Below are 23,903 nucleotides of genomic sequence, written 5' to 3' on the forward strand. Positions count from 1 at the left end.
GCCGCAGCAGGGGCATCGCATCAACGCCCTTGAACCAGCGAATCGAACCAGGACAAGAGAGAGCCGCATGAGCAACACGAAGACCTTCCTGCTTCCCGACCTCGGCGAAGGCCTGCCCGATGCGACCATCGTCGAGTGGTACGTGAAGGTGGGCGACACCATCCGCCTCGACGACAACCTGGTGTCGATGGAGACCGCCAAGGCGGTCGTCGACGTGCCCTCGCCCGTCTCGGGCAAGGTGCTCAAGCTCGCCGGCGGACCGGGCGACGTGATCGTCACCGGCAAGATGCTGGCGGAATTCGAGATCGACCCGAACCTGCCGCAGCGCGCGGAAGGCCAGGACACCGGTCACCACCATGGCGGACACGCGCCGGAAGCGCCGGCGCCAGCCCAGGCCGCGCAACCGGAAACCAAGACCGAGGCCGTGCGCGAGGACAGCGGCACCGTGGTCGGGGCGATGCAGAGCTCCGACGCGGTGCGTGCCGAAGCCGCGGTCGCCGTGGGTGGCGTCAAGGCGATGCCGGCGGTGCGCGCGCAGGCGCGCAAGCTCGGCGTCGACATCGCACGCGTGCGCCCCACCGGGGCCGATGGCGTGGTGACGATGGACGATGTGAAGCGCGCCGCCGCCGACGGCAGCGCGAAGATGGGCGCGGCCGCACCGGTGGCGCGGACCGCGGCACCGGCGCCGGTCGCGGCAGCCGCGGCCGCTCCCGCGGCACGCAGCACCCTGTCGCAGGCGGGCAAGCCGATGCGTACGCAGCCGCCGGGCGCAGCCGCCAGCGGCCAGCCGGAACAGCTCAAGGGCGTGCGCCGCAACATGGCGCGGGTGATGGCCGACGCGCACAGCAAGGTGGTGCCGACCACGCTGGTCGATGATGCCGACCTGCACGACTGGATCGGCAAGCAGGACATCACCGCGCGCCTGGTGCGCGCGATCGTGACCGCCTGCAAGACCGTGCCGGCGCTGAATGCCTGGTTCGACGGCGACAACCTCACGCGGACGCAGCATCCGCACGTCGACGTCGGCATCGCGGTCGATACCGACGACGGCCTGTTCGTGCCCGCGCTGCGCAATGCCGACATGCTCGATGGCGCCGGCGTGCGCACCGCCATCCAGCGCCTGCGCGCACAGGTGGAGGACCGCAGCATCCCGCCCAGCGAACTGAGCGGCTACACCATCTCGCTGTCGAATTTCGGCATGTTCGCCGGCCGCTACGCGACGCCCGTGGTGGTGCCGCCGTGCGTGGCGATCGTGGGCGCCGGCAAGCTCTCGCACGACGTGGTTGCGGTCATCGGTGGCATCGAAGTGCACCGGCGCATGCCGATCTCGCTGACCTTCGATCATCGCGCCTGCACGGGCGGCGAAGCGGCGCGCTTCCTCAAGGCCCTGCTGGACGACATGTCCCTGCCCAACTGAACCCGATGACGCCGCCCGGGTGAGCGCAGCGCGCCCGGGAGCTGCACGACGTGGAATGGCCACGAGCCGGGCGCGCTGCGCTGCCCGGCCAGCAGAGGAAGGAGCAGTGCCATGGCCCATCGCAGCCGCCTCGCCGGTTTCATCATCGACTGCAACACCGGCGACCTCGACGCCGCCGCCGATTTCTGGAGCCAGGCACTGGGCGTCAGCATCGCCGACCGCGACGCCGGCGACGGCACCGCGCAGTACCAGCAGTTCGGCGACACCCCCGGCGACCTCCACATCGAAGTACAGAAGGTCGACCATCCCTCGCGCGTGCACCTCGACATCGAGGCGGACGACGTCGATGCGGAAGCGGCTCGGCTGGAGCAGCTGGGCGCGCGCAAGATCGCGTTCGTGAAGCGCTGGTGGGTGATGGAAGCGCCGACCGGCCACCGCTTCTGCGTGGTGCGGATGAAGCACCCCGAGCAGGGCGCGGCGCCCAACGAGTGGGCTTAGGCGGCGTTCGCGCGGCCCCGGGGAATCCCCTCAGCGCGGATTGATGCTGGTGAACAACGGCGTGTCGTCGATGACGACGCGATCGCGGCCGCCGGCTTTCGCGCGGTACAGGGCCTGGTCGGCGCGGTCGAAGGTCTGTTCGGGACGATCGCGCATGGGATCGCCGGCCGCGATGCCGATCGACACGGTGATCGCGAACGGCAATGGCGCACGCGCCACCCGCTCGCGGATCCGGTGCGCGACTTCCGACGCGCCGTCGAGCGCGGTCCCCGGCAGGTACACCAGGATTTCCTCGCCGCCGTAGCGCACGGCGATGTCGCTCTTGCGGATCGAGGCCGTCACCGCGTCGGCGACTGCGCGCAGCGCCTGATCGCCGGCCAGGTGGCCATGCGCGTCGTTGACCAGCTTGAAGTGGTCGATGTCGAGCAACAGCAGCGTATACGGCGGCCGTTCGGACGCGTCACGCTTGAGCGTGTCACTCAGCACTTCCTCCATCGCGGCGCGGTTGAGCAGGCCGGTGAGCGGGTCGCGGGTGGCGGCCTGCTGCAGTTCCTCGTGGCGGCGCTGCAGTTCCGCGCGCGCCTGCTCGGCGTGCTGCGCGGCGGCTTCGCGCGCGCTCAGCAACTGCCCCTGCTCGAGCATCAGCCGGCGCAGCTCCAGCAGGTGCTGGGTCTGGCGCGCGAGGAGCTCCAAGCCCTGGACCTGCGCCGCGGTGAGATGGCGCGGCACCACGTCGGCCACGCTCAGCGTGCCCAGCGGGTAGCGCCGCGGATCCAGCAGCGGAACGCCCGCGTAGAAGCGCGGCGGCTTGCCGCCGAGGCGACGGCGCTTCGCCGCCGGGATCGGATCGATGTCCAGGTCGGCGATGACCAGGGTGCGGTCGGGCTGGTCGATGGCGTGGTTGCACAACGACAGCTCGCGTGCGACCTGCGACTGGTCGACGCCGATCTGCGCCTTGAACCAGACCCGGTCGCGATCGATCAGGGAGATCGAAGCGGCGGATACGCCGCAGAGCATCACCGCCAGGTGGACGATGTCGTCGAAGGCCTGTTCCGGCGCGGTATCGACGATCGCATAGGCGTCCAGCGCCGCCTGCCTCGCGGTCTCGTTGTCGTTGGTCTGCGCCGGCAACCGTACTGACATGGCGCACCACGATTGCGCCGCCGCATGGCGCGCGTCAAGTGGAAACGACGGCGATCACGCCTCTTCCAGCAGTTGCGCCAGCGCCTCGACCACCTCGGCCAGTTCAGCCGCCTCGTGCAGGTGCCCGACGAGGTCCTCGTCCAGGTGCAGCGAGCCCGTTTCGGTCTGGCGCAGGAGGGCGCCGCCCTCCCGCTTGAGGCGCGCGATCAGCTGGCCCGCCTCCTTGGGCGAAGCGAAACCGGTGCTCTGCACGAGCACGCGATCGCCATCGACGAACTTGAAATAGAAGCGGCCGTCGGCCTCGCGGTACTGCTTGAACAGGGGCAGCGTCGCCTTCTCCTTGCGGATGCGGGCCGGCGTCGCGCTGCTCGACAGGTCGCGTAGTCCCACCGACTCGCGCAGTCGCGCCAGCAGCGGCGTCGCGTGGCGGGCGCGCAGGCGCGCGGCGCCTTCGCGCAGGATCGCCTCGATCTCCGCCGGCTTGGCCATCAGCGTTTCGTACCGCTCGCGCAGCGGCGCGACTTCGCTGTCGATGCGCTCGAACAGCTTCTGCTTGGCGTCGCCCCAACCGATCCCGTCGGCGTACGCCTGGCGCATGGCCGCGGTTTCCTCGGCGGAAGCAAAGGCCTGGTAGAGCTGGAACACGTTGGAGTTGTCCGCGTCCTTCGGCTCGCCCGGCGCGCGCGAATCGGTGACGATGCCGGCGATAAGCTTCTTCAGTTGCTCGCGCGGCACGAACAGCGGAATGGTGTTGTCGTAGCTCTTGCTCATCTTGCGGCCGTCGAGGCCCGGCAGCGTCGCCACGTGCTCCTCGATCGCCGCTTCGGGCAGGGTGAAGTGCTCGCCATACAAGTGGTTGAAGCGCTGGCCGAAGTCGCGCGCCATCTCGATGTGCTGCACCTGGTCGCGCCCCACCGGCACCTTGTGCGCGTTGAACAGCAGGATGTCCGCGGCCATCAGCACCGGGTACATGAACAAGCCCGCGGTGATCGCAGCATCGTCGTCGACGCCCTCGGCGCGGTTCTTGTCGACCGATGCCTTGTAGGCGTGCGCGCGATTGAGGATGCCCTTGCCCGCCACGCAACTGAGGAACCAGGTGAGCTCGGGAATCTCGGGAATGTCGCTCTGCCGGTAGAACCACACCGACTGCGGATCGAGTCCGCAGGCCAGCCACGTCGCGGCGATCTCCAGCGTCGAACGCTGCACGCGGGCCGGATCGGTGACCTTGATCAGCGCGTGGTAGTCGGCGAGGAAGTAGTAGCTCTCCACCTGCGGGTCGCGGCTGGCGGCGACGGCCGGGCGGATCGCGCCGACGTAATTGCCAAGGTGCGGCGTGCCGGAGGTGGTGATGCCGGTGAGGACACGGATGCGGGACATGCGAAGCCGGTTCATGAAGCGGAGCGGCAGTTTAACCGCTGCTACCCGCATCCCAGGCCGTAGCGCGCGGAAACCCCGTTCGCGGTGGCGGCGCGTTTGCCCGGCTACCTCATCCGGAGACCACGCCATGTTCCGCCGCTTCGCTACCGCTGCCGTTTGCTTCGCACTCGCCGCCTGCAGCGCGGCACAGGCCAGCCCGCTGGTGGACATCGGCGTGATCGACCGCGACAGCGGCGAGTGGCTGGGCCCGATCCGCCACCGCGGCCAGGACTGGATCGAAGGCGAACCCGGCCATCGCTACGGCGTGCGCCTGACCAACACCACCGGCGGCCGCGTCCTCGTGGTGTTGTCCGTCGACGGGGTGAACGCGGTGACCGGCCAGACCGCCCACCCCGCCCAAGCCGGCTACGTCCTCGACCCCTGGGAGAGCACCGAGATCAATGGCTGGCGCAAGTCGCTCGATGACGTCGCCCAGTTCGTGTTCACCGACCTGCCCGACAGCTACGCGGCCCGCACCGGGCGGCCCGACAACGTTGGCGTGATCGGTATCGCCGTGTTCGAGGAAGCACGCCCTGCGTACTACGAGGACGCACCGACCTGGCGTCGCCAGGGGCCCGCGGCGCGCGATGCCGTCGGCGCCGCGAAGGCATCGGCGCCACCCGCCGCGGAAGCGAGCGGCATGGCGCGCGACGAGGCGGCGGCACAGCAGTCGCTCGGTACCGGCCACGGCGACCGCGAATGGTCGCCGGTGTCGCGCACCGGTTTCGTGCGTGCCACGCGTGCCCCTGCGCAAGTGATCCAGTTGCGCTACGACGACTACCGCACGCTGGTCGCGCGCGGCGTGCTGCCGCGCGAGCCTCGCTACGGCTGGCGCGCACCCGAACCCGATGCGTTTCCCGGCGGTTTCGTCGCCGACCCGCCGCGTTGATCATTGGCCAGGCGCCACCGCGCAAAAAGAAACGGGCCGCCGAGCGGCCCGTTCCGGTTGCGATCCTGTCACTGGGTTCAGTGCAGCGACCGCGTGAAATCCTCGACCTCGCGATCGGCCCGATCACGATCCCAGCCGTAGCGTTCCTGCAGCTTGCCCGACAGGTACTGCGAGTTGCCCTCGCTGACGTCGAACACGTCGTCGGTCAGGTCGCCCCAACGCGCCTGGATCTGTCCCTTGAGCTGCGTCCACTTGCCCTGGATGACGTCTTTGTTCATGCGTGTGCTCCTCGTACGGAAGTTGGCGCATCGCCAGGCGATGCCCGCGCAGCATGCAAGCGGCCGCGTTCGCGATGAATCACGATGGCGTTAGCGGCCGGTTCCACCGGGATGAATGCGGAAAAGGCGGCGTGCACAAAAAAGGCCGGAAGCCCGGCCTTTTTCGTATGCGCGATCGTTACGCGATCAGCACTGGGCGTCCTTGCAATCCTCGGCCTTGTCTTCGACCTTTTCGCCGACCTTCTGCACGTCCTTGCCCGCGCCCGCCATGGTGTTGCAGGCGGTGAGGAAGCCGGACGAGAACGCAACGAGCAGCAGCAGGGAAATCAGACGCTTCATGTTTTTCTCCTTCGGATGTCGGGGGAATCTCGACCTTGCGATTCGGCGTTCGCCTAGTCCGCCCCCGCATCTAACGCGGGGGCGCATGAACTCCCCGTGCAGACAGCCTCACCTGTTCAGCTGCCGGAAGGCCGCCAAACCGCACCCAAGAAAAAAGGCCGGATCGCTCCGGCCTTTGCTACGTCGGTTGCGGCCCGCTCAGTGGCTGGCCTTGTCTTCGACCTTTTCGCCCAGCTTCTTCACGTCCTTGCCCAGGCCTTCCATGGTGTTGCAGGCCGACAGGACCGACATCGAGAACAGGGCCAGCAGGGCCGCGGCCATCAGACGCTTCATTCGATTGCTCTCCAAAAACTAAGGGTACGGATAGGGCGGGGTGCCGCGCCGGCGCATGGTGTGACGACCGCGTGAGCCGTGCAAGAGGCTCCGCGCTGGCCTGGCAGCGGCCATTCAGCGTGTCAGTCCCGCATCAGCGTCGACTTGCCGAACAGGCTCTCGACCAGGTCGACGGCCACTTCCGCGGTGCGGTTGCGGGTGTCGAGGACCGGGTTGAGTTCCATGATGTCCAGCGAGGCCAGGCGGCCGCTGTCGGCGATCATCTCCATCACCAGCTGCGCCTCGCGGTAACTCGGGCCGCCAGGCACCGTGGTGCCCACGCCGGGCGCGATCGCCGGATCCAGGAAATCGACATCGAAGCTCACGTGCAGGTGGGTGTTCTCATCCACGCCATCGAGCGCTTCCTCCATCGCCCGCTTCATCCCGACCTCGTCGATGTAGCGCATGTCGTACACGTCGAGGCCGTGCTCCTTCACCAGGCGCTTCTCGCCCTCGTCGACCGAGCGGATGCCGATCTGGCGGATCACCTCCGGATCGATCGCCGGCGCCGATCCGCCCAGGTGGGTGAGTTCGCGCGGACCCAGCCCGCACAGGCACGCCACCGGCATGCCGTGGATGTTGCCGGACGGCGTGACATCGCTGGTGTTGAAGTCGGCGTGGGCATCGAGCCAGAGCACGCGCAGCTTCTTGTTCGCTTCGCGGCAATAGCGCGCGACCGCGGTGATCGATCCCAAGCCGAGGCAATGGTCGCCGCCGAGCAGGATCGGCATGCGGCCGCCACGAAGTTCGGCGAGCACGGCGTCCATCACCGCCTGGTTCCAGGCCACGACTTCGGGCAGGTGGCGATAGCCTTCGGTCGGCGGCTGCCACGGGTTGCGCGGACCGTCGAGGTTGCCGCGATCGATCACGTCGATGCCGCGTCCGACCAGGGCCTGGTGCAGGCCGGCGATGCGCAGCGCCTCGGGACCAATGCGCGCACCGAGGTGTCCCGCACCGATGTCGGTGGGTGCGCCGATCAGGGAAACAGGGGGGAAGGTTCGGCTCATGCACCCGGTCCATGTGGTGCCGGCTTTCGGAATCGAACCGAAGACCTACCGCTTACAAGGCGGTTGCTCTACCAACTGAGCTAAGCCGGCGTGGGAATGTGCGGCCCGCAGGCCGTGCGCGGCATTCTAGCCTGCCGCGGCGCGGCGCCGGTCAGCGCTGCCGCGGGCAATCGACCTTGCGGTGCTGGGCGGCGGCGATCGCGGCCTGTGCGGGGCGCGGATCGAAGGCGCCATCGGCGACCACGTCCACCCAGGTCTCAGTCGCTTCGCCCAATGCAGCGACCTGCGCGGGGAAGCCGGCGGCCTTGAGCGACTCGGCGCGCTTCTTCGCGCCGGCCTCGCTGCTGTAGCGGCCCAGTGCGATCGAGTTGGCTTCGGTGCCGTCGCGCACGACCAGGAAATCGCTGAAGCCCGCGGCGCCGATGCGTTCGGCCTCCGCGCGCGCCTGTTCGGGCGATGCCAGCGCGGGCAGGTAGACGCGCCAGCCCCGCGCGGCACCGGCGGCCTCTTCGCGTGAGGCCAGCGACTGCACGAGCGGCTTGAGCTTCGCCGCCGCGGCTGCGCCGGCGTCGCGGGTCGCGAACGGGCCAAAGCTGAAGCATTGCTGCGGTGACGGCGTCGCGGTGGCGGTGGGTGGCACCGCTTCGTTCGACGCTACCGCAGCTGGCGCCGCGACGATCGCGGCCACGGCCGGCCGCTCGCTGACCAACTGCAGTCGCGCCACGCCCGCGGGCGTCCGTGCCGGTGGCGGCGGAGCCGGTGGATCGCGCGTGATCCACCACGCGGCCGCGCCCAGGTTGAGCACGGAGAGCAAAACGATGAGGGCGCGTGCAAGCATGCGGGGATTCTAGGGGGAAGGCTCTAGGCCGTGGTATCGACGGCAGCCCAGATCGCGAGGCCTTCGAGCACCAACGAGGGCACCGGAGTCGCCGCGGGCAGGCGCGCTGCGATCTCGCCCAGGCCGCCGCCATGCAGGAGCAGGCGCGGGCGCTGCCCGATGTGCCGGGTCGCCGCCTCCACGCTGGATTCGATCAGCGCCAGCGCCGCGCCCTCGCAACCGGACGCCAGCGCATCCTCGGTGTCCGTGGCGAAGTCCGCGTACGCGCCGCCCTGCGATGGCAGCTGGGGCGCGCGATCGTGCAGCGCGGCGCGCATCAAGGCGGGCGACGGCGCGATACGCCCTCCGACGTGCCGTCCGGTCGCATCGACCAGGTCCACGGTGAGCGCGGTGCCGATCCCGCACACCAGCACCGCTTCGCGGTAGCGGGTATGCGCGCCGAGCATGGCGAGGAAGCGATCGACGCCGAGCTTGTGCGGCTGTGCGTAGGCAATGCGCAGACCGCCGAACGATGCCTGCGTCCGCGCCAGGGATATGCGGCGCGCGCGTTGCGCCAAGGCCAGCAGCAGGGTGACGCGCAGGGTGTCGCCCGCCACGCTGGCGACGTGGGCGACGTCGATGCGTTCGGGCAACGTGCCTGCAAGCGCGGCAGCGAGGTCCCCCTCGCGGTGCGGCAGCGCGATGACCTCGCCGATGCGGCCGTCGAGCAACGGCGCGCATTTCAGTCGGGTATTGCCCAGGTCGAACAGCCAGGCCGTCACGCGAGGGCCGCCCTGCGCACGCTGACTTCACCGGCATGCACGCGTTGCTCGCGGCCGTCGTCCAGGCGCAGGCGCAAGGCGCCGTCCTCGGCCACGCCCAAGGCCGTTCCGGCCTGCCGCGTGGTGTCCGATTGCAGGGTGATGGCCTGGCCCGCCAGGGCATCGAGCGCGGCATAGCGCGGCAGGAACGGAGCGAGCCCCTCGGCGTCGAACAGATCCAGCGCCGGCAACAGGTGCGCGATGACCGCGGCCGCGGCGGCGTTGCGCTCCGGAACCGCGCGCGCGTGGTGTTCCGCGAGCCCGGCCAGGTCGCACCACGGCTGGTCGATCGCGAGCGCGGCCACTTCCGGCATGCGGATGTTGAGCCCCAGCCCGATCACCGCGCGCGCCGGGCCGGCGTGTTCGCCGCTGCCCTCGATCAGCAACCCGCCGAGCTTGCGCAGTCCGTGCGCCGATGCCTCGACGACGTCGTTCGGCCACTTCAGGCGGACGCAATCGAATCCGAGTGCCCGCAACGCTTCGGCGGTCGCCACGCCGGCCACCAGGCTGAGGCCGCCCAGCCGCGCCAGGCCACCGGCGAACGGACGCGACACCGACAGATAAAGGTGCGCGGCCAGCGGCGACGCCCAGCTGCGCCCCCGACGCCCGCGGCCGCCGGTCTGGCGCTCGGCGAGCAGCACGTCGACCCCCGCCGCCGGGTCGACCGGGCGGCGCAGCAATTCGCTGTTGGTCGAGTCGATGGACCAGGCGACCTCGAGGCTGCCAACGCGGGCCGCCACGGCCGCCGGCAGGGTGGCGCGGATGCGGTGCGCATCGAGTAGGTCGAGCGGCTGGGTCAAGGCATAGCCGCGGCCGGGCTGGGCGGCGATGCCGACCCCAGCCTGGCGCAGGCCCTCGATCCGCTTCCAGACCGCGGCCCGGGTCTGGCCGGCGGCCTTGGCGAGGGCATCGCCGCTGGCGGGGCCACGAATCAGGTGTTCCAGGAGGGCGCGGTCGTCCATGCCGCGATTATGCGGGCCGTCACGCCCTGCTGCAGCGCATCACGAGCCGCCCGACGAATGCAAGTCCAGCGGCCGCAGGAGTGCGATATAGTCCGGCCGGTCCCGACATCCGGGAGAGGACTCCCATGCGCCGCATCGCCGTATTCCTGCTCATCGCCCTGACCAGCGCGAGCGTCGCCGCGCGCGAAAGCAAGCTGAGCGACGCCGACGGCGGCAGCTGCCCGACCCGGACGCAGACCGCGGTGACGCGAGCCCCGGACCGCGACCCGGCCTCGATGGCGCTGCCGGTGAAGAGGAACAAGACCGTCGTCCCCGCCGGCAGCACCGGTGGCGGTGGCGACGACGTCCGCCTGCCCTCGCCGCGCTGGCACCGTTTCCTGCCGGGCATGTTCCGCTAAGTTGCTGCGCTGGCTTTTCGGGCGACCCCCGCAACCCATAGCTCCCGAACTCTGGCGCGACGTCCGCGCCGCATTGCCGTGGGCGGCCGCCCTGGACCCGGCGCGCGATGCCCGCCTGGCCCAGCTCGCCGCGGGCTTCCTGCATGCGAAGACCATCACCCAGATCGGCGACCTCGTGCTCGACGAGCGCGACCGCGCTCTGCTCGCCGCGGCCTGCTGCCTGCCGCTGCTCGAGATCGGCGAGTCCGGCCTGCGGGGCTGGTCGCAGCTCATCGTCTACCCCGAGGCGTTCCGCGTTAACCGCACGCACATGGATGCCGCGGGCGTGCTGCACGAGTGGGAAGACGAACTGATCGGCGAATCCTGGGACGCGGGCCCGCTGATCCTGTCCTGGGCCGACGTACTGGCCGATTGCGCCGATCCGCGCGCGGGCTTCTGCGTGGCGGTCCACGAGATGGCGCACAAGATCGACGTACTCGACGGCGAACTCGATGGCACACCTCCGTTGCCCGGGCCGTGGCAACGCGGCTGGGCGCGCGATTTCCAGGCGGCTTACGACGCGCTGGCGGCAGCGGCCGATGCCGGGCGCGACACCGCCATCGACGCGTATGCGGCCGAGGCGCCAGAGGAATTCTTCGCCGTGACCAGCGAATACCACTTCAGCGACCCGCGCCTGCTGCGCGCGGAAATGCCCCAGGTCGCCGCGCACCTGGAACGCTTCTACGGGCCCTCGCCCTTCGCCTGAGCCGGGTTACAGCCCCGGCGGCAACCGCGCCTCGAAGCGCGCACCACCCAGTTCCTCCGACGCCAGCACGTCCAGCGTGCCGCGGTAGCCGCGCACCAGGTCCTGCACGATCGCCAGACCGATGCCGTGGCCCTGCACGCGTTCGTCGCCGCGCACGCCGCGCTGCAGGATCAGCGCGACCTTGTCGGGCGGGATGCCCGGCCCGTCGTCGTCGACCGCGACCAGCAGCCCGGGTCGGCGGTTGGCCACCTGCTCGCCCGGCTGCACGGTCAGCAGCACCCGCGAACGCGCCCACTTGAACGCGTTCTCGAGCAGGTTGCCGAGCAGCTCCTGCAGGTCGCCCGGTTCGCCGAAGAATTGCGCGCCCGGGGCGATGTCGAATTCGCACAGCACGCCCTTGCCCAGGTACACCTTCTCCAGTCCCTTCACGATCTGCTCGGCGTGCGGCTCGATCGCGACGGGCGCGGCGAACAACTGGTGGCCGGAGCGGGCCGCGCGCGCAAGCTGGTACGACACCATGTCGTTCATGCGCCGCAGCTGCACGTCCACTTCCTCGCGCAGTTCCGTATCCGAGCCCGGATGGTCCAGGCGCGCGCGCAGTACCGCGAGCGGTGTCTTCAGGCTGTGCGCGAGGTCGGCGAGCGTGTTGCGCTGGCGGTCGAGGTTCTCGCGCTCGCTCTCGATGAAGGCGTTGATGCTTTCCGTCAGTGGTTCCAGCTCGCGCGGATGCCGCTCGCTCATCCGCGATGCGACGCCGCGCTGCACGCGCTTGAGTTCATGGATCACGTTGCGCAGCGGGCGCAGGCTCCAGCGCAGCACCACGGTCTGCAACAGCATCAGGATGAGCCCGGCGCCGCCCAGGTAACGCCACAACGCCGCACGGAACACCGCTACCTGCTGGCTCAGGGCCGTGGTGTCCTCGAGGATGTAGATCGTGTACGGGAACTCCGCCTTCGCATCGCCCTCGGCGCTCCAGATGAAGCCGCGTCCGTAGCGGAACACTTCGCCCGGCGTGCCCTTGATCTGCGTCATCGGCAATGGGCCTTCGAAACGCTCCTCGTTCGGGCTGAGCATCCGCGACGCCGGCAGCATCGGCCCCTGTCCGGAGTGCGAATCCCAGTGCGCCTTGGGCAAGACCACTTCCGCATACAGGCCGCTGCCGGGACGCTCGAAGCGCGGGTCGATCGGGTCGTAGGGCGGGATGAATTCGCCATTGCGGGCGAAATCGCTCTTGTCGGCATAAGCCAGCGCGTAGTTCTCCAGGCGCTGGCGCAGGTTGTCCTTCGCCGTCTGCAGGAACGCGCGATCCAGCGCATAACCCGCCAGGGCGAGGAACGCGATCAAGCCCAGGCTCGCCGCCAGCAACTGGCGGATCTGCAGGGAACGTGGCTGGCGCCAGCTCACGGCGTGGCCTCATCGCATCGGCGAGTAACGCTGGCGGCCCGGGTCGTCATGGGCCGCCAGCGTACAAAGAGCGCGCACCGGGCGCGATCGGCGGCGGTGCGAAACCGGACGCCGGTCGCGGGACGCGCGCCTTGGGTCAATCGCCGCTCCGCGGAATGGCGAAGCGATAGCCACGGCCGCGCACCGTCTCGATCGGCTTGAGCGAACCATCGGGATCCAGCTTCTTGCGCAGGCGCCCGATGAAGACTTCCAGCACGTTCGAATCGCGGTCGAAATCCTGCTGGTAGATGTGCTCGGTGAGATCGGCCTTCGACACCAGCTCGCCGGCGTGCATCATCAGGTACTCGAGCACCTTGTACTCGTAGCTGGTCAGGTCGACGTTGCCGCCGCTGACACTGACGGTCTGCGCGGCGAGGTCGAGCGTGACCGGGCCGCATTCGAGCGAGGGCTTGCTCCAGCCGGCCGCACGACGGACCAGCGCATTGATGCGCGCCAGCAGTTCCTCGACGTGGAAGGGCTTGACGAGGTAATCGTCGGCGCCTTGCTTCAGGCCCTCGACCTTGTCCTGCCAGCTCGATCGCGCAGTCAGGATCAGCACGGGAAACTTCTTGCCCTCTTCACGCAGGGCCTTGATCAGGTCCATGCCGGACATCTTGGGCAGGCCCAGATCGATGATGCCGAGGTCGAACGGGACCTCGCGGCCCATGTACAGCCCCTCTTCGCCATCCTGGGCCGCATCGACGGCAAAGCCCTCGCGCTTGAGGCGGGCGGCCAGGGTCTCGCGGAGGGGAGCTTCGTCCTCGACCAGAAGAATGCGCATGGCGGACTCCTTCAGCAGTGCGGCCGTCACTGGCCGGGTGCATTCAGGTTAGTCGTTCAGCTTGTCGGCGCGACGTGTAGGGGCATCGGCACCCCTGTTTATGTTCAGCTTAGTGAACGCGCACCCAATGGGGTCCAGCAGCGCTGGGCTACTCGTCTTCGCCCCGTGGCGGCTTGCGCTGGCGCTGCTGCCCCTGCGGATCGTCCATGTAGACGCGAACGCGGCCACTGGAATCTATGACCTTGACCCGATTGACGTTGCGGCCGTCGAAGGGCACCCGCTCGGCGCTCAGGACCTGGCCACCGGTGCGGCGCTCGACCCGACGCACCGCGTCGGACAGCGCGCGGTGGTCTTCACCGCGGTCATGGCGGTCGTCGAGACGTCGTGCCCGCTCGGCTTGGTCGCCAACCTCGCGGCCGACGCCGCTGCGATCCAGCACGCCGCCCAGGCTCTGCGCCATTGCCTGGCCGGCCGGTGCCACGAGGGCGACGGCAAGCAGCAGCGGAGCGATGTGGGAAACGGAACGTGGCATTGGCTTCGATGGGCGGCACGCGCCCGCAGGGAAGAACGATGGTGTGCATTCTTGGAACGAGGCAGTGAATCCGGTCTGAACTTTTCCTTCACACGACGGTCGTGGTTCAGCCCGCGGCCGAGCACGCATCAAAGCAACGCTGCGCCAGGCCCAGCGCCACGCAGCACGCGCGACCTTCAGAAGATCTCGCCCACGCAGCAGCGCAACGAGCCGCCGCCGGCCTCGATCGCGTCCAGTTCCACCGTGGCGACCTCGAACCCCGCGCCACGCAGGCATTCGCGGTTCGCCGCGGACAGCGAGCGTCCCGCGTGGGCGCTCATCCAGACCGTGTCCGGCGACAGCGCGATGGCGTTGCCGACGAAGGCGGCGTGTTCGGTATCGGAGCAGTGCACCACGTGCGGCGCATACAACGCCCCGATCGCACCCACGACCGCGGGATCGGCGAAACCGCGCGGGCACACGATGGCCGCGCGGCCTGCGAGGACGGCCAGGATCACGTTGGCGTGGTACTCGCCCGGGGCGAGGTCGAACAGCAGCGTCGCGCGCAGTCCGAAGGCGTCGTGCATCAGCCGCGCGCCCTCCTCGTCGCAACGCTCCGACAGGCCGCAGAAGCCGATGCCGCGCGCGCGGTCGATGACCAGGGCACCGGTGAGTTCGCAGGGATGCTCCTGCGCCGAGAGGTCGATCTCGGCGTAGTCGAGCACGGCGGCGAAGAAGCCGCGGATGTCGTCGCGGCCAGCCTCGCGTTGCCGCACTTCGTGGCGCATGCGGCCGACGACATACCGCCCCGCGGCGGTGCCGAACACGTTGTTCGGGAACAGCGCATCGGGCGTCTCCGCGCGCCCGGCAAAACACACCGTCGGCAGGATCGCCGAGAACGCGCGATGCAGGTCGCGGTGTTGCGCGGATGCGCGCGCCGCATCGAACGCGACGGCCGGCGCCATGTAGCGGTTGTCCTGCGCGGACTGCTCGGCCAGGGCGAAACCGTCCGGGGCGACCAGGAAGGCGGCGCGCGCCGTGGTCGGGCCGAAATCGAGGTCGCAGCCGCGGGCGAAAGCGAGGAACGCCTGGGTATCGCGGGTCAGCATGCGGATTCTCGCAAGATCAGGCTGCGGCGGTGGCGAAGGACTCGGTCAGGGCCAGTGCCTGCTCGACCAGCGACCAGTCCGCTCCGGATTTGTGCGCGCCTTCGCTCAGGACCTGACGGAAGGCGCGGCCACCGCGTTCGCCTCCGAACAGCCCGAGGATGTGGCGCGTGATGTGTTTCAGGTGGGCACCGTTCGCAAGTTGCGCTTCGACGTAGGGACGATAGGCACGCAGCAGTTCGGCGCGGCTGCGTTGCGCGCCGCCGAACCACGCCACGTCGAGCCGGTGCAGCAGGTAGGGATCGTGGTACGCGGCACGCCCGAGCATCGCCCCATCCGCATGGTGCAGATGTTGCGTGGCTTCTTCGATCGAGGCGATGCCACCATTGACGACGACCTGCAACTGCGGCCGTTCCCGTTTCAGGCGGTAGGCCCAGTCGTAGCGCAGCGGCGGCACTTCGCGGTTCTCCTTGGGCGACAGCCCCTGCAGCCAGGCATTGCGCGCGTGGACCACGAACATGCGGCAGCCCGCGGCCGCCACGCTGTCGATGAAGTGGACGAAGCGCTCCCAGTCATGGTCGTCGTCGACGCCGAGGCGGCACTTCACCGTGACCGGCACGTCGCAGGCGTCGACCATCGCCGCCACGCTCGCCGCCACCAGCGCCGGCTCGCGCATCAGGCAGGCACCGAAGCGCCCGGCCTGCACGCGGTCGGACGGACAGCCGCAATTGAGGTTGACCTCGTCAAAGCCGGCGTCCGCGCCGATGCTTGCGGCCTGCGCGAGCAATTCCGGCTCACTGCCGCCCAGTTGCAGCGCCACGGGATGCTCGCTGGTGTCCATCGCCAGAAGTTTCGCGCGGTCGCCATGGATCACGGCATTGGCATGGACCATCTCGGTGTAGAGACGGGCGTGCGGCGCCAGCACGCGATGGAACGCGCGGCAATGTGAATCCGTCCAATCCATCATCGGGGCGACGGACAGGCGCAATTGCGGCGGGGAGATGAGCTGAGCTGCAGTCATTTACGCCAATTGTAAGCGTTGACTCTCTTCACGCGACGCTGACACCGCCATGGGTGATTCGAAACACGACGGCATGCACGCATCATCTCGCCACTCGCGCCGGGGCAGAGATGAGCGACTCTCCTCACCATCCTCCGCGCATCGGCCCCGTAGTTCCCCGGCGCGGCGCCCTGAGCGGATTCGCATTGTTCCTGGTCGGCCTGCTGACCTGGGCCGCCATGGATGTGGTTGGCGACCAGTCCTCGGGCCGAATGGATGCCGACACCCACGAGCGTGACTGGGACAAGGCGCTGGAGGCCGCGCGCGGCGATCCGCTGATCCTCGCGGCGTTGCAGACCCCCGCCAACCAGAACCGGATCATGCATGGCGACGCCGAGGCGCTCGCTGCCTTCCGGACCACCCAGCCGATCGGTGCGTTGACGGCGTTGCCGGCGCAAGGCGACCCGGTAAAGGGCACGTTTTCCCCGGTGGCGGATTGGCCCCTGGTGGGCATCCACGCGGCGCTGACGCCTGACGGCCGCGTGCTGACCTACGGCACCACGAGCGCCGGCGTACGCACCGCCTACTTCATCTACGACGTGTGGGATCCGCAACTGGGCCTGGGTAGCGAGTCGCACACCACGCTGCCCAATGCCACCGCCGTCGACATTTTCTGCAACGCGCAATTGCTGTTGCCCAACGGCGACATCGAGATGTGGGGCGGCGACGTGCTCAACCTGACCAGCGGCAAGTCCTCGCTGCTGCCCAACGACGATTCCACGGTCTTCCATCCGCTCGACAACACGCTGGTCAAGACCGGCAAGATGTTCCGCCAGCGCTGGTATGCGACGGCCACGACCCTCGCCAACGGCGAGGTCTACATCCAGGGCGGCGACGGCGGCGGCGACTTTCCCGAAGTGCGTACCAGCACCGGCAACTTCCGCCTGCTGACGGGCGCCTCGACCACGTACCTGGGCACCTTGTACCCGCGCAACTTCCTTGCCCCGGACGGGAACATCTTCGGCACGCGCTACGAAGGGATGTATCGCGTGGATGCCCGCGGGCAGGGCTTCCTGGCGTCGCTGGGGCGGTACACGCCCAGCAACATGGGCGCCAGTTCGACGGCCGTGATGTTCCGTCCCGGGCGGATCCTGCAGACCGGCGGCGGCTACGACACGCAGTTCGCCAGTCCGAACGCGCACGTGATCAACATCAACCAGCCCGCTCCGATCGTGCAGGCCGTGGCGTCGCCGCTCCAGCGCCGCCACTGGGCGACCAGCACGATGCTGGCGGACGGCCGCGTGTTCCTCTCGGGCGGCAGCGTCGCGGACAACGACCCCGTCAATGGCGTGGCCTACACCAGCGAACTGTATGACCCGGTAACCAACGCCTGGTCGGAAGGCGCGACCGCACAGCGCATGCGTCTCTACCACTCCACCGCGCTGCTGCTGCCCGATGCGACGGTGCTGACCGTGGGCGGCGGCGCCAACGGACCCGAGCTCAACCTCAATGCCGAGATCTACTATCCGGGCTACCTGTTCGACGCCAGCGGCGCACCCGCGACGCGCCCGATCATTTCGACATCCCCGATGTCCGCGGACCCCGGCACCACGCTCGCGATCGGCACGCCCGACCCCGCCCGCATCAGCCGCGTGACGATGCTCAAGTCGGGTTCGGCCACCCACTCCTTCAACATGGACCAGCGCTTCCTCGAACTGTCCTTCACGGTGTCGGGCGGCGCGGTGCTGGCCAGCCTGCCCGCCAACGCGTTCGAGACGCCACCTGGCTACTACATGGTGTTCGTCTTCAACGACCAGGGCGTGCCATCGGAAGCGGCCATGCTGCGCGTCAACGTGCCAGCGCCCGCCAGCCTGACCGTCACCAAGGTGGTGGTGAACAACGACGGCGGCACCAGGACGGCGGCGGACTTCACGTTCTCGGTCAACGGCTGGGCCCCGATCGCGTTCGAAGGCGATGGCAGCAACACGCTCGCCGTGTCGCCCGGCGCCTACGCCATCACCGAGCCCGCCGTCGCGGGCTATACGGCGAGCTACGCCAACTGCAGCGGCCTGGTGCTTGCCCCGGGCGCCAGCGCCACGTGCACCATCACCAACAACGATCTTGCCGCGCCGGCGCTATCGACCACCGCGGAATCGAGCAAGGCCACCTACACGGCGGGCGAGACCGTGACGCTCTCGGCGCGCGTGCTCAACAATGGCGCGCCGGTGTCCGGCGCGCAGGTGAACTTCAACTCGCTCAAGCCGAACGGGGTCAACCGCGTCATCCTCAATGGAGTGACGAACAGCAGCGGCATCGCCACGGTCTCGTTCGTGTCGGGAACCGGCCCGAGTTCGATCGGCATCTACCAGTTGGCCGTCACCGCGACCAGCGGCGGCCTGACGGCGACCGCGTCGACCACCTACACGGTGGTGAGTACTTCGCAGCCGGCCACGCTCACCGTGACCAAGGTCGTCGTCAACAATGACGGCGGCAGCAAGATCGCCTCGGAGTTCACGTTCTCGGTCAACGGCGCTACCCCGGTGACCTTCGAATCCGATGCCAGCAACGCGCTCAGCGTGCCAGCCGGGACCTACACCGTCACCGAACCCGCCGTCGCCGGTTACAGTGCCAGCTACGCCGGATGCAGCAACGTCGTGCTCGCCGCCGGCGGCAGCGCCACCTGCACCATCACCAACAATGACGTCGTCCCGGCCGCGCCGGCCACGCTGACAGTGGCCAAGGTGGTGGTCAACGACGATGGCGGCACCCGGATCGCATCCGACTTCGGGTTCTCGGTCAACGGCGCGGCGGCCGTTGCGTTCGAGGCCGACGGCAGCAACGCGCTCACCGTTCCGGCCGGAACCTACACCGTCACCGAACCTGCCGCCGCGGGCTACACCACCAGCTATACCGGTTGCAGCACCGTCGTGCTCGCCGCCGGCGGCAGTGCCACCTGCACCATCACCAACAACGACGTCGCGCCGGCCGCGCCCCCGACGCTGACCGTGACCAAGGTGGTGGTGAACAACGATGGCGGCACCCGGGTCGCGTCCGACTTCGGCTTCTCGGTCAACGGCGCGGCGGCCGTGGCGTTCGAGTCCGACGGCAGCAACGCGCTGAGTGTTCCCGCCGGGACCTACACCGTCACCGAACCCGCGGCCGCCGGCTACACCACCAGCTACGCCGGTTGCAGCAATGTCGTGCTCGCCGCCGGCGGCAGCGCCACCTGCACGATCACCAACAACGACGTCGCCGCCTCGACGCTCACCACCACCGCGGAGAGCAGCAAGCCGGTGTATGTGCGCGGGGAGACGGTCACGCTGAGCGCACGCGTGCTCAACAGCGGCGCGCCGGTGGCGGGCGCGCGGGTCAACTTCAGCGCGCTCAAGCCCAACGGCACCAGCCGCGTGATCCTCAACGCCACCAGCAACAGCAACGGCGTCGCCACCGCCTCGTTCGTGTCGGGCACGGGCAACAGTTCAATCGGCACCTACCAGCTGACCGTCACCGCCACCAGCGGCAGCCTCAGCGCGCAGGCGTTCGCCACCTTCATCGTGCAGCGCGACCCGATCAGCCAGCCGGCGACGCTGACCGTCACCAAGACGGTTACGAACGATGAAGGCGGCACCAAGGTCGCGTCCGACTTCAGCTTCTCGGTCAACGGCGCGGCCCCGGTGGCATTCGAGTCCGACGGCAGCAATGCGATCACCCTGCCCGCCGGCACCTACACGGTGATCGAACCCGCCGTGTCCGGTTATGCCGCCAGTTACGCCAACTGCAGCGGCATCGTGCTCGCGGCGGGCGGCAGTGCCACGTGCACCATCAGCAACAACGACCAGGCGCCGGCCGCGCCTGCCGTCCTCACCGTGACCAAGGCCGTGGTGAACGACAACGGAGGCAGCAAGACCGCGGCCGACTTCGGCTTCTCGATCAACGGCGCCGCACCCGTCGCGTTCGAGTCCGACGGCAGCAATGCGATCACCCTGCCCGCCGGCACCTACAACGTCACCGAGCCGCTGGCGGCGGGCTACACCACCAGCTATTCGGGTTGCAGCAACGTGGTGCTGGTCGCCGGCGGCAACGCTACCTGCACGATCACCAACAACGACCTCGCGCCATCCGCGTTGTCGACCACGGCCGAAACGAGCAAGCCCGTGTACGTGCGTGGAGAAACCGTGACGATGTCGGCCAGGGTGCTCAACAACGGCGCGCCGGTCACCGGCGCGCAGGTGAACTTCAACGCCCTCAAGCCGAACCTGGTCAACCGCGTGATCCTCAGCGCGGTCACGAACAGTAGCGGCGTCGCGACGGTCTCGTTCGTTTCGGGTACCGGGCCGAGTTCCATCGGCACCTACCAACTCACCGTGACCGCCACCACCAACGGCCTGACCGCGCAGGCTTTCGCCACGTTCGTCGTCCAGTAACGTCCATCATGCTGACGCCGGCATCACACACGGCGGTCGTCGTGCCGCGCCTGTCCGTCGCCACGCGCGCAGCGCGTTACCCAAATAGGGGGTGATCCCAGCATCTCAGGCTTCACGAAACGGATACAGGCATGAGCGACGGTTCCAATCCTCGGCGGCATCGCGGCATCGCAACCGCGGTGCTGCTGATTTTCCTGGCGGCCCTGGTCTGGGCGGGCATCAACGCAATCGGGGGCTTCACCCAGCGCGAGCGCAACGTGGCCGCGGCCGTGGCCGCCGCCAGCGGCGATCCGCTGATCCTGGCTGCCGTGCAGACGCGCGCAAATGAGAACCGCGTGATGCGCGGCGACGCGGACGCAGTCGCGGCCTTCGATACGATGCATCCGATCGGCGCGCTCACCGCCCTGCCCGCCCAGGGCGATCCGGTCAAGGGCACTTTCTCGCCGGTCGTGGACTGGCCACTCGTCGGCATCCATGCCGTGCTGACGCCGGATGGACGCGTGCTCACGTATGGCACCAACGCCGCCGGCCTGCGCACGGGCTACTACATCTACGACGTGTGGGACCCGCAACTGGGTTTCGGCAGCGATGCGCACACGACCCTGTCCAACGCGACCCAGGTCGACATCTTCTGCAACGCGCAGCTGCTGCTTCCGTCCGGCAACATCGAGATGTGGGGCGGGGACGTCCTGGACGTGGCCACGGGCCGCGCCTCGCTCGATCCCAATGACGACTCCGCCGTATTCAATCCGCTCGACAACAGCCTGACGCGGACCGCCAAGATGTTCCGCAAGCGCTGGTACGCGACGGCGACGACGTTGCCCAGCGGCGAGGTCTACATCCAGGGCGGCACCGGTGGCGAGGACTTCCCCGAAGTACGCACCGCCACGGGCGCCTTCCGTCTCCTCAGCAATACGCCGACGACCTACCTGGGCGGTCTCTACCCGCGCAACTTCGCGGCTCCCGACGGCAACGTCTTCGGCATGCGCTACGAGGAGATGTACCGCGTCGATCCCGTCGGCACCGGCACCATCGCCAAGGCCGGCCGGTTCACCGCGGGCAACATGGGTGCAAGCTCGACCGCGGTGATGTTCCGCCCGGGCAGGATCCTCCAGGTGGGCGGTGGCTACGACCTGGATTTCGCCAGCCCGAACGCGCATGTCTTCGACATCAACAGCGCCACGCCGGTGGTCACGCAGGTGCCATCACCGCTGTACCGCCGGCATTGGGGCAACAGCACCGTGCTTCCGGACGGCCGCGTGTTCCTGTCCGGCGGGAGCGTCGCCGACAACGATCCGATCAACGGCGTCGCCTACACCAGCGAGATCTACGACCCGGTGGCGAACACCTGGTCGGAGGCGGCGACGGCGCAGCGCATGCGCCTGTACCACTCGTCGGCATTGCTGCTGCCGGATGCGACCGTGCTCACCCTAGGCGGCGGCGCCAACGGCCCGCAGCTGAACCTCAACGCCGAGGTCTACTACCCGCCGTATCTGTTCAACAGCGACGGCACGCCAGCGGCGCGTCCGATCATCACCACCGCGCCGATGACGGCGAATCCCGGCCAAAAGATCACGATCGGCACCCCGGCGCCCGCATCGATCGCGCGGGTGACGCTCGTCAAGACCGGCTCGGTCACCCATTCCTTCGACATGGACCAGCGCTTCCTGGAGCTGGCCTTCACCGTATCGGGCGACACCCTGCAGGCCAGCCTGCCGGCGAATCCGTTCGAGACGCCGCCGGGTTACTACATGGTGTTCGTGATCAATGCGCAGGGCGTTCCGTCCGAGGCGGCAATGCTGCGCATCAACCAGAGCACGCCCGCGCGCCTGACCGTCAGCAAGGTGATGGTCAACAACGACGGCGGCAACAAGGTCGCCTCGAACTTCAGCTTCGCGGTCAACGGCGGCGCCCCGATCCAGTTCGAGGCCGACGGCAGCAACGTGGTCAACCTGCCCCCTGGCACCTACACGATCACCGAGCCTGATCCGGGCGATTACACGCCGACCTACTCCAACTGCAGCGGGCTCGTGCTGGCGGCAGGGGGCAGCGCGTCCTGCACCATCACCAACAACGACATCGCCGGCTTCATCGTGTCGGTCGGCTCGACGAAGCCTAGCTACCTGCCCGGCGAGACGGTGACGCTGACAGCGCGCGTGGTCAACATGGGCACGCCAGTCCCGGGCGCGAGCGTCCGGTTCGACTCGCTCAAGCCGAACGGGATCAATCGCGTGATCCTCAACGCCACGACCGATGCGAGCGGGAACGCCAGCGCCTCGTTCGTTTCAGGCACCGGGCCGAGCTCGATCGGCACGTACCAGCTCACTGCGACCATCTCCAGCGGCAGCCGGACCGTGCAGGCCTTTGCGACCTATGCAGTGCAGCAGCCGCAGCCGCAGCCGGCGACGTTGACGGTGCGCAAGGTGATGGTCAACGAGAACGGCGGGACCAAGGAGCCACAGGACTTCAGCTTCTCGGTCAACGGCGGCGCGCCGATTGCCTTCGAGGCCGATGGCAGCAACGTGCTTGCGCTGGCGGCCGGAACCTACAGCGTCGCCGAGACCCCCGCCGCGGACTACACGCCCAGCTACGCCAACTGCAGCGACGTCGTGCTGGCGGCCGGCGAGAGCGCCACCTGCACGATCACCAATGCCGACACGGCCGCGTTCACCGCGACCGCCGACACAACCAAGCCGATCTACACCGGCGGCGAGGTCGTCACCATGACCGCGCACGTCATCAACGGAGGGTTGCCGGTAAGTGGCGCGCGCGTGAGTTTCGACGCGCTCAAGCCCAACGGCGTGAACCACGTGCTGCTGACCGCCACCACGAACGCGAGTGGCGACGCGAGCGCTTCGTTCATATCGGGCAGCGGCTCGAGCTCCATCGGCACCTACCACCTGACCGCGACCGTGACCAGCGGCAGCCTGTCGACGCGCGCGTACGCCACGTTCGCGGTGGAAAAGCCCGCGGCTACGCTGATCGTGACCAAGGTCGTCGTCAACGACAATGGCGGGAGCAAGGTGGCTTCGGACTTCAGCTTCTCGGTCAACGGCGCGGCGGCGGTCCCGTTCGAAAGCGATGGGAGCAATGCGCTCAGCGTGCCGGCCGGGACCTACACGGTCACCGAGCCCGCATCGGCCGGCTACAGCGCCAGCCTGTCGAATTGCAGCAACATCGTCCTGGCATCGGGCGGCTCGGCCACATGCACCGTTACCAATGACGACTCGGCGCCGCTGGTCCTGTCCACCGGTAGCAGCAAGCCGACGTACGTGCGCGGGGAAACCGTCACCCTGACCGCGCGCGCAACCCGGGGCGGCGTCCCGGTCGCCGGGGCCCGCGTGAACTTCGACGCGGTCAAGCCCAACGGGGTCAACCACATCATCCTCACGGCGACCACCGACGGCAATGGCGATGCAACGGCGTCGTTCGTATCGGGCACCGGGCCGAGTTCGATCGGCACCTACCAGCTCAGCACCAGCGCGACGAGTTCGGGCGAGACGGCCCAGGCCACCGCCTCCTTCGTCGTGCAGTAG

General features: G+C 68.8%; 19 protein-coding genes, 1 tRNA gene and 1 pseudogene. 6 read left to right on the plus strand and 15 right to left on the minus strand.

Translation table 11 applies throughout. The features are described 5' to 3' along the window. Positions 1-67 precede the first annotated feature (67 nt). Positions 68-1,417: a dihydrolipoamide acetyltransferase family protein gene (locus tag BP05_RS08045; RefSeq protein WP_496362224.1), complete on the plus strand. Its 1,350-nt coding sequence runs from the start codon at positions 68-70 to the stop codon at positions 1,415-1,417. A gap of 111 nt (positions 1,418-1,528) precedes the next feature. Next, entirely contained in the window at positions 1,529-1,915 is a 387-nt protein-coding gene (locus BP05_RS08050; protein ID WP_496362226.1) for a VOC family protein, read from the plus strand. Between the two features lie 30 nt (positions 1,916-1,945). Here the strand turns inward: BP05_RS08050 and BP05_RS08055 are convergent, their stop codons facing one another. Together BP05_RS08055 and BP05_RS08060 are read right to left on the minus strand one after the other, a co-directional pair. After that, a complete protein-coding gene (locus BP05_RS08055; protein ID WP_496362228.1) occupies positions 1,946-3,058 on the minus strand; it encodes a GGDEF domain-containing protein in 1,113 nt (370 codons plus the stop codon). Positions 3,059-3,112: 54 nt separating this feature from the next. Next, positions 3,113-4,645, minus strand: coding sequence for a tryptophan--tRNA ligase (locus BP05_RS08060; RefSeq protein ID WP_496362230.1), 1,533 nt, complete (start codon positions 4,643-4,645; stop codon positions 3,113-3,115). On the opposite strand from BP05_RS08060, the gene BP05_RS08065 reads away from it, so the two are divergent. Continuing rightward, complete coding sequence (locus tag BP05_RS08065) at positions 4,563-5,363, plus strand: hypothetical protein (protein WP_496362232.1); 801 nt, start codon at positions 4,563-4,565, stop codon at positions 5,361-5,363. The genes BP05_RS08060 and BP05_RS08065 overlap by 83 nt on opposite strands. Before the next feature lie 77 nt (positions 5,364-5,440). Here BP05_RS08065 and BP05_RS08070 read toward each other — a convergent pair whose 3' ends face one another. The 8 genes from BP05_RS08070 to birA all read right to left on the minus strand — a co-directional run bounded on the left by BP05_RS08070 (position 5,441) and on the right by birA (position 9,959). Then, positions 5,441-5,641 carry a CsbD family protein gene (locus BP05_RS08070; protein ID WP_496362234.1) on the minus strand — a complete coding sequence of 67 codons (201 nt, stop codon included), beginning with the start codon at positions 5,639-5,641 and terminating at the stop codon, positions 5,441-5,443. A gap of 186 nt (positions 5,642-5,827) precedes the next feature. Further along, positions 5,828-5,980, minus strand: a complete 153-nt coding sequence (locus BP05_RS08075) for an entericidin A/B family lipoprotein (protein WP_496362236.1) — start codon at positions 5,978-5,980, stop codon at positions 5,828-5,830. A 198-nt stretch (positions 5,981-6,178) separates the two neighbouring features. Then, positions 6,179-6,313: an entericidin A/B family lipoprotein gene (locus BP05_RS08080; protein ID WP_496362238.1), complete on the minus strand. Its 135-nt coding sequence runs from the start codon at positions 6,311-6,313 to the stop codon at positions 6,179-6,181. Positions 6,314-6,435: 122 nt separating this feature from the next. Further along, on the minus strand, positions 6,436-7,359 hold the full coding sequence (gene rocF, locus BP05_RS08085) for an arginase (protein ID WP_496362240.1): 924 nt from the start codon (positions 7,357-7,359) through the stop codon (positions 6,436-6,438). Positions 7,360-7,373: 14 nt separating this feature from the next. Then, positions 7,374-7,449: transfer RNA gene (locus BP05_RS08090), tRNA-Thr, on the minus strand. Between the two features lie 61 nt (positions 7,450-7,510). Next, on the minus strand, positions 7,511-8,197 hold the full coding sequence (locus BP05_RS08095; protein ID WP_496362242.1) for an SPOR domain-containing protein: 687 nt from the start codon (positions 8,195-8,197) through the stop codon (positions 7,511-7,513). Positions 8,198-8,220: 23 nt separating this feature from the next. Continuing rightward, complete coding sequence (locus BP05_RS08100; protein WP_496362244.1) at positions 8,221-8,958, minus strand: type III pantothenate kinase; 738 nt, start codon at positions 8,956-8,958, stop codon at positions 8,221-8,223. Beyond that, on the minus strand, positions 8,955-9,959 hold the full coding sequence (gene birA / locus BP05_RS08105; RefSeq protein WP_496362246.1) for a bifunctional biotin--[acetyl-CoA-carboxylase] ligase/biotin operon repressor BirA: 1,005 nt from the start codon (positions 9,957-9,959) through the stop codon (positions 8,955-8,957). Before birA ends, BP05_RS08100 begins: the two co-directional genes overlap by 4 nt. Before the next feature lie 364 nt (positions 9,960-10,323). Here birA and BP05_RS08110 point away from each other — a divergent pair. After that, positions 10,324-11,102 (plus strand): annotated as a pseudogene (locus BP05_RS08110) (M90 family metallopeptidase). Between the two features lie 6 nt (positions 11,103-11,108). Here BP05_RS08110 and BP05_RS08115 read toward each other — a convergent pair. From BP05_RS08115 to dusA, 5 genes are all read right to left on the minus strand, one after another. After that, positions 11,109-12,506, minus strand: a complete 1,398-nt coding sequence (locus BP05_RS08115) for an ATP-binding protein (protein ID WP_496362248.1) — start codon at positions 12,504-12,506, stop codon at positions 11,109-11,111. Between the two features lie 136 nt (positions 12,507-12,642). Beyond that, the gene (locus BP05_RS08120; protein ID WP_496362250.1) at positions 12,643-13,326 is read right to left on the minus strand and encodes a response regulator transcription factor; all 684 of its coding nucleotides are present in this window, start codon (positions 13,324-13,326) and stop codon (positions 12,643-12,645) included. Positions 13,327-13,474: 148 nt separating this feature from the next. Further along, positions 13,475-13,858, minus strand: coding sequence for a PepSY domain-containing protein (locus BP05_RS08125; protein ID WP_496362252.1), 384 nt, complete (start codon positions 13,856-13,858; stop codon positions 13,475-13,477). Positions 13,859-14,034: 176 nt separating this feature from the next. Continuing rightward, positions 14,035-14,946, minus strand: coding sequence for an arginine deiminase-related protein (locus BP05_RS08130; RefSeq protein WP_496362254.1), 912 nt, complete (start codon positions 14,944-14,946; stop codon positions 14,035-14,037). Positions 14,947-14,962: 16 nt separating this feature from the next. Further along, a complete protein-coding gene (gene dusA, locus BP05_RS08135) occupies positions 14,963-15,964 on the minus strand; it encodes a tRNA dihydrouridine(20/20a) synthase DusA (protein WP_496362256.1) in 1,002 nt (333 codons plus the stop codon). A gap of 110 nt (positions 15,965-16,074) precedes the next feature. On the opposite strand from dusA, the gene BP05_RS08140 reads away from it, so the two are divergent. Together BP05_RS08140 and BP05_RS08145 are read left to right on the plus strand one after the other, a co-directional pair. Then, positions 16,075-20,367, plus strand: coding sequence for a galactose oxidase-like domain-containing protein (locus BP05_RS08140; protein ID WP_496362258.1), 4,293 nt, complete (start codon positions 16,075-16,077; stop codon positions 20,365-20,367). A 131-nt stretch (positions 20,368-20,498) separates the two neighbouring features. Then, positions 20,499-23,903 carry a galactose oxidase-like domain-containing protein gene (locus tag BP05_RS08145; protein ID WP_496362260.1) on the plus strand — a complete coding sequence of 1,135 codons (3,405 nt, stop codon included), beginning with the start codon at positions 20,499-20,501 and terminating at the stop codon, positions 23,901-23,903.

The organism is Lysobacter oryzae DSM 21044 (assembly GCF_059568595.1).

Bases quoted from the DNA above. Each gene is read 5' to 3' on its own strand.
- BP05_RS08075 (WP_496362236.1), bottom strand. From the start codon at position 5,980: ATGAAGCGTCTGATTTCCCTGCTGCTGCTCGTTGCGTTCTCGTCCGGC.
- rocF (WP_496362240.1), bottom strand. From the start codon at position 7,359: ATGAGCCGAACCTTCCCCCCTGTTTCCCTGATCGGCGCACCCACCGAC.
- BP05_RS08060 (WP_496362230.1), bottom strand. From the start codon at position 4,645: ATGTCCACCAGCGGGCTGGCCTGTGCCGCGCTGCAGGCGGCGAGTGCG.
- BP05_RS08145 (WP_496362260.1), top strand. From the start codon at position 20,499: ATGAGCGACGGTTCCAATCCTCGGCGGCATCGCGGCATCGCAACCGCG.
- BP05_RS08130 (WP_496362254.1), bottom strand. From the start codon at position 14,946: ATGCTGACCCGCGATACCCAGGCGTTCCTCGCTTTCGCCCGCGGCTGC.
- dusA (WP_496362256.1), bottom strand. From the start codon at position 15,964: ATGACTGCAGCTCAGCTCATCTCCCCGCCGCAATTGCGCCTGTCCGTC.
- BP05_RS08095 (WP_496362242.1), bottom strand. From the start codon at position 8,197: ATGCTTGCACGCGCCCTCATCGTTTTGCTCTCCGTGCTCAACCTGGGC.
- BP05_RS08125 (WP_496362252.1), bottom strand. From the start codon at position 13,858: ATGCCACGTTCCGTTTCCCACATCGCTCCGCTGCTGCTTGCCGTCGCC.
- BP05_RS08070 (WP_496362234.1), bottom strand. From the start codon at position 5,641: ATGAACAAAGACGTCATCCAGGGCAAGTGGACGCAGCTCAAGGGACAG.
- BP05_RS08080 (WP_496362238.1), bottom strand. From the start codon at position 6,313: ATGAAGCGTCTGATGGCCGCGGCCCTGCTGGCCCTGTTCTCGATGTCG.
- BP05_RS08065 (WP_496362232.1), top strand. From the start codon at position 4,563: ATGTTCCGCCGCTTCGCTACCGCTGCCGTTTGCTTCGCACTCGCCGCC.
- BP05_RS08045 (WP_496362224.1), top strand. From the start codon at position 68: ATGAGCAACACGAAGACCTTCCTGCTTCCCGACCTCGGCGAAGGCCTG.
- BP05_RS08050 (WP_496362226.1), top strand. From the start codon at position 1,529: ATGGCCCATCGCAGCCGCCTCGCCGGTTTCATCATCGACTGCAACACC.
- BP05_RS08140 (WP_496362258.1), top strand. From the start codon at position 16,075: ATGAGCGACTCTCCTCACCATCCTCCGCGCATCGGCCCCGTAGTTCCC.
- BP05_RS08055 (WP_496362228.1), bottom strand. From the start codon at position 3,058: ATGTCAGTACGGTTGCCGGCGCAGACCAACGACAACGAGACCGCGAGG.
- BP05_RS08120 (WP_496362250.1), bottom strand. From the start codon at position 13,326: ATGCGCATTCTTCTGGTCGAGGACGAAGCTCCCCTCCGCGAGACCCTG.
- birA (WP_496362246.1), bottom strand. From the start codon at position 9,959: ATGGACGACCGCGCCCTCCTGGAACACCTGATTCGTGGCCCCGCCAGC.